The 7,910-nt window shown below is 31.6% G+C and carries 6 protein-coding genes; 5 read left to right on the top strand and 1 reads right to left on the bottom strand.

Translation table 11 applies throughout. From position 1 onward, the window contains the following. The first annotated feature begins 888 nt into the window (after nucleotides 1-888). The 3 genes from ACQQ6V_RS14580 to ACQQ6V_RS14570 all read left to right on the top strand — a co-directional run bounded on the left by ACQQ6V_RS14580 (nucleotide 889) and on the right by ACQQ6V_RS14570 (nucleotide 2,916). On the top strand, nucleotides 889-1,653 hold the full coding sequence (locus ACQQ6V_RS14580; protein ID WP_448846156.1) for a helix-turn-helix domain-containing protein: 765 nt from the start codon (nucleotides 889-891) through the stop codon (nucleotides 1,651-1,653). A 71-nt stretch (nucleotides 1,654-1,724) separates the two neighbouring features. After that, nucleotides 1,725-2,216, top strand: coding sequence for a DUF1398 domain-containing protein (locus tag ACQQ6V_RS14575; RefSeq protein ID WP_228407594.1), 492 nt, complete (start codon nucleotides 1,725-1,727; stop codon nucleotides 2,214-2,216). A gap of 133 nt (nucleotides 2,217-2,349) precedes the next feature. Further along, nucleotides 2,350-2,916 carry a hypothetical protein gene (locus tag ACQQ6V_RS14570; protein WP_068941790.1) on the top strand — a complete coding sequence of 189 codons (567 nt, stop codon included), beginning with the start codon at nucleotides 2,350-2,352 and terminating at the stop codon, nucleotides 2,914-2,916. Here ACQQ6V_RS14570 and ACQQ6V_RS14565 read toward each other — a convergent pair. After that, entirely contained in the window at nucleotides 2,890-3,090 is a 201-nt protein-coding gene (locus ACQQ6V_RS14565; RefSeq protein ID WP_068941788.1) for a hypothetical protein, read from the bottom strand. The two genes, ACQQ6V_RS14570 and ACQQ6V_RS14565, sit on opposite strands and share 27 nt — an antisense overlap. A 458-nt stretch (nucleotides 3,091-3,548) precedes the next feature. Here ACQQ6V_RS14565 and ACQQ6V_RS14560 point away from each other — a divergent pair, with 458 nt between their 5' ends. Together ACQQ6V_RS14560 and ACQQ6V_RS14555 are read left to right on the top strand one after the other, a co-directional pair. After that, entirely contained in the window at nucleotides 3,549-4,355 is an 807-nt protein-coding gene (locus tag ACQQ6V_RS14560; RefSeq protein WP_448846155.1) for a Hachiman antiphage defense system protein HamA, read from the top strand. Between the two features lie 29 nt (nucleotides 4,356-4,384). Continuing rightward, nucleotides 4,385-7,510 carry a DEAD/DEAH box helicase gene (locus ACQQ6V_RS14555; RefSeq protein WP_068941785.1) on the top strand — a complete coding sequence of 1,042 codons (3,126 nt, stop codon included), beginning with the start codon at nucleotides 4,385-4,387 and terminating at the stop codon, nucleotides 7,508-7,510. The last annotated feature ends 400 nt before the right edge of the window (nucleotides 7,511-7,910 follow it).

The following is a 7,910-nucleotide window of genomic DNA, read 5'->3' as shown; positions in this document are numbered from 1 at the left end:
ATTGCCCTCTTTGCTCGCAATAGGGATGGAAGCGGCATCCTTTTTCTTGTGGAATGAGGCGGCGGAGCAAAGCGGAGACGTCAAAATGACAAAAGTAAAAGATACAGCGGACAGCCCGACCCTATAGCAAAGGCCCGTGCCAAGGCAAGGGTATTGCCAAAATTAATGCGATGATTTGATCATGTGACGATATGGTGATGAGCAAATGTGACAATGAGCAGATATAATTTGAGAAATGGAAATACTCGACAATACTATGAGAATTGGTTATATCCCGAGAAATATTAATTTTGAAGAACACACCGCTGATAATCCCAGAAATCACTACAACTAGAATATTACAAAAATTTGAAAAACAAAACTTTTTCTGTTAGCACTTAATTTTTGCTATCAATTTTTTTTTACATTACTATTCGTAAATATAAAACAAAAAAAAAGAGTCTTACTATTGTAAGACTCTTTTGCGATCCGGACGGGACTTGCTCTTATTTGAAAAACTCCCTATCCATAAGCTTTATATCGTTCTCTTATTTTTAGGTCACCGAATAGGTCACTTTTTTAAACAAGATTAAGATTGTTTGTTTTTACTGGTGCAAATATAGGTCTTTTTTTATTTTTCGCAAATTATTTTACTAAATCTCATAAAAAATCATTGTAAATACCAGAGTCTCAAACATAAAATTCTTAAATATTTTTACTCTTCAATTAAAATATATTGATTCTGAAATTCATTCATAATTATTTAGGCTGTTATATATTTAAATGTACCGATTAAAAAAAAAACGAGTAATATTTTATTTTCAAGAAATTCAAGTATATAGGTGCCATATTTTACTTTAATTTTGCTATATATAATAAGAAATATTTTATAAAATATTGTGCTCATCAATGAAATTCGACAAACATTTTCCAACAGCTCAACTTAAACCGTACATCAAGTATTTTGTAGTGTCAGAGAATGAATTGGAAAATGAGTACAAAGTGTTTCCGTCTTCGGGATTGGTGATCGGTTTTCAATATAAAGGAAAACTTTCTGTTGTAACAAATAATAGGGAAAACAGACTGACAACGGCAGGAATTACAGGTATTTCTGATGGTTACAAAATATTCAAAAAATCGGCTCACATAGGAACTATTTTGGTGTATTTCACTGAAATCGGTTTTACACATTTTGCATCACATCCTGCCAATGAGCTTTTTAATTTAAGCCTTTCGCTGGACGATATTTTTAATAAAAACAGTGTTGCAGAAGTGGAAGAGAAATTGACTATGGCCATTTCCGACAAACAAAGAATCAAAATAGTTGAGCAATTTTTGCTATCTCAACTTAAAGATATTGAAACCGATAAATTAATTGTGGATGCGGTAAAACTTATCTATCAAACCAATGGAACTATCCGTATAAAAGAGCTGAACGAAAAGTTATTCATCAGCCAAAGTCCGTTTGAAAAGCGTTTTAGAAAAGTGGTGGGGACAACTGCCAAAAAATTTGCTTCTATTGTTCGTTTCAATTCCGTGCTTGACAATCTGAACGAAACAAAATCGCTGACTGAGATTTGCTACGAAAATAATTTCTTCGACCAAGCGCATTTCATCAAAGACTTTAAACAATTTACTGGCGATACTCCCGAAAACTTTAAACGATTCTTGTAAAAAAAACGATTTTTTACAATTGCACCTATTGTAGGTATCGCAACTTTGCAGTGTAATCATCAAGCAGAGTAATGAAGAAAACAGCTTTAAAATCAACAGTTTTTTTCATAGGTTTCAGCATTATGGTTGCGTGTAATTCAACAAATCGTTTAACAATTAAAAACAAAGAAAAAATGTTTACAGTAGAACAATTAAGAACAGCTCACAGCAAAGTAAAATCGGGTGCAGATTTTCCTGCCTACATTAGAGAAATTAAAGCAATGGGTGTAACTCATTATGAAACTTATGTTAGTGATGGGCATATTAATTATTATGGCACCGATAATTATGTTGCAAAAGTCCCCGCGAAATATGAAACAATAACCATCGCTGAAAATGCAGATATGGAAATGTTTAAAGCTGAATTGAAGGCTCATCAGCAAGGTAAAACAGATTTTTTAACATTTATAAAAATGTGTGCAGAAACAGGAATTGAAAAGTGGGAAATCTGTATGTATAAAATGACTTGTACATATTTTGACAAAGCAGGAAACGAAATTTTGTTAGAGGAAATTCCGCAATAAGATTTGAAAAAGAACGTTAGTCCCAAAATGAGCTAGGCCACTATACTATATATTTGGATGTAGCGAATCAAAAAATAAATCTTGTATATTCAAGTATATAGTTGCCGAAAATATTTTTACTAATCTCAGAAGTGTGTATGATTTCTTTTATCACTTTATTAAAATTTGCCTTGACGAAAAGCAGCTTAAACAATATCCGGGAACAGATTCGATAAATACCTTAGTAAGCTATGCTAAAAAACCAAATAATGCCAACAAATTACCGTCTGAAATAATAAGGTATTTGGAATATATTCAATCAGATTTAGACAATATTAAAAAAATCCGGGACAGTATTATTCACAAAGGAAAAGATATAATGCTGACTAGAGATTCCAGAATACTCTATATGAGCATGAATATCAAAGACTTATTTTCCAAAGACAACCTGTCGCCCAACATTTTAGAAGAAGAAAATCTTAACTATGATGTTGAAAAATACCTTAGTAAAATAATAAAAACGACATTTAGGAATATTGAGATATTAGGCGATGTTATTTACTCCGAATTACATCAAAATGAAAATTATAAATGGGGACTCTATGCCATCAGTAATTATTGCATAGATGAATTTAATGAATTTCTAATTTTGAAACTGAACGAAAGTTTTTCAAATCGATTTTTAAGGGAAAATTTAAATCGTCTGTTTTTTTCTTTCTAAATGATTAAATAAAATATTAAGTTCGGTAGACTTGCTTATTCCTGGATTTCCAAGTAAAACAATTCTATTATTTTGGCCTAAAATATCATATAAAGTATTTTTACTTTGCTCATCAATCAACTGAATTTCTGAATTATTCTTTTGAGTTTTTATATATCGTTGTTCGTAGTACATTGTATTTATTATTCGGGTAATAAATTTACTCTATATTAATAAAGTATTCTAAATTTTCTAGAATAGCCTTCTGTTAAAATTTAGCGGTCATTTGAAAGCTAAGAACTGTATTCATTATAAATATGTCTTTTTTTTTTAGAATCACATAATAGTTTCTGAAATAACCACACTATTTATTACTTTCATAAAAATATTTAAAATCAATTAAGAATTGGAGAACTTTCCACCCAAATTTATGCTAAACATCTGTAGATACAAAAGTCTTCATATTTAAGATTATTTAGCTAATGTTAAGTGTATTTATTGCATTGCATAATACTTTTTCAAATGAGTTAATGTTGGCTTTTAATTGAATTCACATCACTATTTTTAATATCTTTGGATAATAAAAAACTATTATGATTCTGATTGATTGTCAAAATCTACATAACTGAACGTTTTACTAATACTCATAATTGATGGCTCATAAATTCGTTAAGGAAGACATTTCTGTGACTGAGAAGTTTATAATGAAATTTTCGGAAATGTATATTAAACAACGATCTGAAACTAAATTTGAATATGGAAAAATTGATGAAAATTTATTATTTCAGAAACATGGTTTTGATAGTACTCAACTTAAAGAAGTCATTAAAAAGAATTCAGTCGCTAAAGATTTAATTAGAGAAGCTGGTAAAATACACAAGCCCGTAATAACTGATATTTATCGAAGCGACCTAGGTGAGCTACTTTTGACCTACTATTTCGAAGATAAGTTACCACCTGAGGAACGTTTTACTATCCCTTATAAAAATATCACTAACAGAGAATTAGCCGCTCAACCAGGTAGAGGGCTTGATGCGGTTGGATACCGTATTAATAAAGATAGAATTAGTCTTATGGTTGGTGAAGGTAAGGTATCAGCCCAGAAGAAAAATCCCCCTTATGTAGTAGATTACAACGATGATTCTATTTTTAATACCCAAACAAAATTTAAGAATAATCGTGATCTCCTGGTTAACAGATTATCAGATTATACTCGAAATCTCACTACCGAGGCGGCAGAAAAAATTGGATTAGTGCTACTTTTATTAGAGTTTGGCAAAGATGCTGATTTTGATCTTGTTTTTGGGTGTGCCTTGATACGCGATGCATCATGTGTTAAAATCAATGAGGATTATGGTAAATTTTTCACACAACAAACCGATTTCGACCCACATAACATTACATTTTGCGTCTTAAATTTCAACAAAGAGATTACCAAAACAATTGATCTTTTTTGGTAAAAAGTACAAGAACTTTGTAAAGCATAAAAATGAAAGACATTTTACAATACGTTTTACATGATGATGAAATTCGATCATATGTACAAGATCGAAAACTTGCCTTTTTAAAAGGTGAGCTTGGCTATTCTATACCTAACAACACACCAGATATTGATCGAAAGATACTTAAAATAGAATATTTATTACTGAATAAAGTCTTAACAGATTATACCGAATCAATAGAAGATTCTCTTTATGATATAGCATATTCACTTTTAAAATCATATGATATAAAAAGTGAATATTTTATCGATCTATTTGAAGAGTTTTTTGGTTTGATTAGTATAGACCCATATAGCTTATATTATTTTTATATCGCCTCACTAGGTCTTAAGGGTGATAATACAATAAGGGTTAGACTTGATCTTAAGGAATATATTGCTAAAGATTATGATGAATTTGAAAATTGGCAGGAGATTGTTTCAAATAAAACTTTTGAAGCCTTTATCTTGCTGGTAAGAAAAGATAATGGCTATGCTGATATTAGACATTCATTGGAACTTATAGCAGATTTAAAGACATCACAAAAAGAATTTGAATCAGAATATTTAAGGCAAATACATGACTATCCCGAAGAAATAGAATCCGCAGAACTTCTTTTGGGGTGGTATCATATATCTAAAACAATCACTGAAACTGCCGATTACCTTACTATGGGATATAGTTATAAAGGTAAATTGGAAAGTGAGATTAGAATTCATTCCGAGGTAGCCAAAAAGTTATTTAGTAATTATCCTAAGCTCCAAAGTATAGTCAATATAATGGAGTACAATTTAATTTTACTCCAGAATAACTCAATTTGGTACTCCACGGATGCTATTCAAATCAAAAAACTTAAAGATTTTTGTATTGCTAAAAGCCAGTCAGAAAAGGCAATAATAGATCTATTGCCATCACAAAGGGATGCAATCAATATGAGTCTGTTAGATATTGCAGCCAGCGTAACTGTTGTTGAAATGCCAACCAGTGCAGGAAAAACACTTTTAGCAGAGTTTAATATAATTGTAACAAAGGCTTTAAATAGTGATTCTAAAATTGTATATGTTGTTCCCACAAGAGCGCTAGTGAATCAGGTTTATTATGATCTAAAATCTGATTTTGAAGGTCTGAATTTCTCAATTGAAAAGACATCTGGGGCTATAGAGGTAGATCCTTCTGAAGAAGCATTACTGCAGGAGCGAATCGACATTCTGGTATCTACACCAGAAAAACTTGACCTTTTAATCAGAAGAAATCATCAATCTGTCAGTGATGTAGCACTATTTGTTATTGATGAAGCTCATATGATACAGAATGGTAGCAGAGGCACACGCCTTGAATTACTTTTAGCTATTTTAAAACGTGAAAGACCCAGTTCAAAGTTTATGTTTCTTTCACCTTTTCTAAAAGACTCTGCTTCAACAATTGCGGACTGGATGGGTGGAAATAAGATTAAAACCCCAATTAGGATAAATTGGAAACCAGCTGAAAAGCTTTTAATAGGAATTAAACAAAAAGGTAATTTCAAGAAATTCGAACAAACACTTTTACCTTCCGCCTACTCTCTTCTGTCAGACGAGAATAAATTAGAAGATGTAGAATTGGATTTTGTACTTACGGGTCAACCTAAAGAAAAATACATAGAATTTACTGCAAAAAGATACGGCGCAGCAAACAAGTCTATATTATACCTGTGCCAAGGTTCTGGCATGGTAGATAAAAGAGCAGAGTTCCTTTATAATACATTACCAGAAACCGAGGTTTCGGATTCAATCGAATTAGTAAGAAAATTTATTATCGACGAGGTTGGAAAGGAGACCATTTTAACAAAAGTTTTAAAGAAAAAAATTGCCCTTCATCATGCAGGCTTATCTGATGAAACTAAACTATTAATCGAGCATTTAATACGCAAAAAAGAAATTGAACACATTTTTGCAACAAGCACACTTGCTGAAGGTGTTAACTTTCCAGTTTCTGCAGTTTATTTTGATTCATATCGCAAAGGCGATACAAAACTTTCCACAAGCGATTTCTGGAATATTGCTGGTCGAGCTGGTAGGACATTAGTTGATAATTATGGTAAGTTAATATTTCCGTTTAACTCAAAAGGCAATATTGAAAGTGCAAAATCTTTAATTCAGGAAAGTTCTAAGGGTATTGCCAGTATGCTTTTAGAATTAATGATAAATGCCGATAATATTCTTGAAGCACTCGGAGCAGTCGAGAGTCAAATTTTCAAGCTTGCATACAAATACTCAAACTCACTGGAGCCATTGGTTCAATACTTAATCCATGTTCTAAATCACTCCGGAAATGAAAGTGTTTTGGAAATTAGTGACCTATTTAAAGATAGTCTCGGATATTATCAACTTGAAAGTTCTGACAAGCAAAAATTCATTGATATTTGTAAAATGATTTATCTTGAGTTACAGGAAAAATTTAATCCTGGAACTTTGAGCTTTGCTGACAAAACAGGGTTTTCAGTTCCTTCGGTATTAGAAATAATGAAAGATGAAAATCGTAAAAACCCGGCAATTGCAGCTCCAGAAAGCTGGAATCCAGACAATCTTTTTAATTTCAGAACCGATTATCTTAAAGAAAAAATCAAAGTTATTGCAAAATTAAAAGAAACTGGCTTAGGCACCGACTCACATAGCAACACATTTAATGAAGAGGCAGTAGCCAAAGTACTTATTAGCTGGGTAAAAGGTGATCAGTTATTTGAAGTTTCGTCTCACCACCCTACTTTTGCAAACAATACAGATGAGGCTGATAGAATAAATACCTTTGTAAAATATATTAATAATACAAGATTTAAAGCTTCTTGGGGGTTAGGCGCACTTGAAGGAATTGTAACAAGCAACAGTGATGATCTTAATGATAATTCATATATCCCCTCAATGGTCTATTACGGGGTAGATACTGAACAGGCATTATTAATGCGTATGGCAGGAATCCCACGAAGACTTGCAAAGTCTATATCTAAAATTATTCCTAAAAACGAGACATTAAGCCTAACACAAATTCGCTCCAAAATAAGCAATTTAACAACGGATGAATGGCAGTCGGTTGTGCCGGTTGGTTCTCGTCTCAATGGTGAAGATTGGAAAAGACTGTCTGAAATTTTAGTCAAGTAAAAATTCAACTAAAGCAATTTCATCATTAACTTATTACCTTACTTATCTTTTTCGGTGCTTAATACATTAATAACAGCTTTAAATATAGCAGTACCATATTTCACTTGACCTTTCAAGAAACAAGGTGGGCTCATACGGCATATGCTTCGAAAGATTTTTCTGCTGAAGAATTTCAGAGTTTGTATCTAAAAGGGATATAAATATAATAAATACTTATTATTAAAATGACTTCAATTGGATTATTGGGGTCATTTTAGAATATCGTTAATAATGATTGAAACTACTGCAAAATTTTCTCTTCCTCCAATTATAATTTATGTAATTGAATTTAATCAAAAACTAATTCCAACTATTAGATAATTAGTTTTTAGTTGATAAAATCTAGGTGTATTAATTATAA

The organism is Chryseobacterium electrogenes (genome assembly GCF_053553015.1).
This window is presented reverse-complemented; position numbering and strand designations above follow the sequence as displayed.

Excerpts from the sequence above, each read along its gene's own strand:
- ACQQ6V_RS14555 (WP_068941785.1), top strand. The coding sequence starts at position 4,385 with ATGAAAGACATTTTACAATACGTTTTACATGATGATGAAATTCGATCA.
- ACQQ6V_RS14560 (WP_448846155.1), top strand. The coding sequence starts at position 3,549 with ATGGCTCATAAATTCGTTAAGGAAGACATTTCTGTGACTGAGAAGTTT.
- ACQQ6V_RS14565 (WP_068941788.1), bottom strand. The coding sequence starts at position 3,090 with ATGTACTACGAACAACGATATATAAAAACTCAAAAGAATAATTCAGAA.
- ACQQ6V_RS14580 (WP_448846156.1), top strand. The coding sequence starts at position 889 with ATGAAATTCGACAAACATTTTCCAACAGCTCAACTTAAACCGTACATC.
- ACQQ6V_RS14575 (WP_228407594.1), top strand. The coding sequence starts at position 1,725 with ATGAAGAAAACAGCTTTAAAATCAACAGTTTTTTTCATAGGTTTCAGC.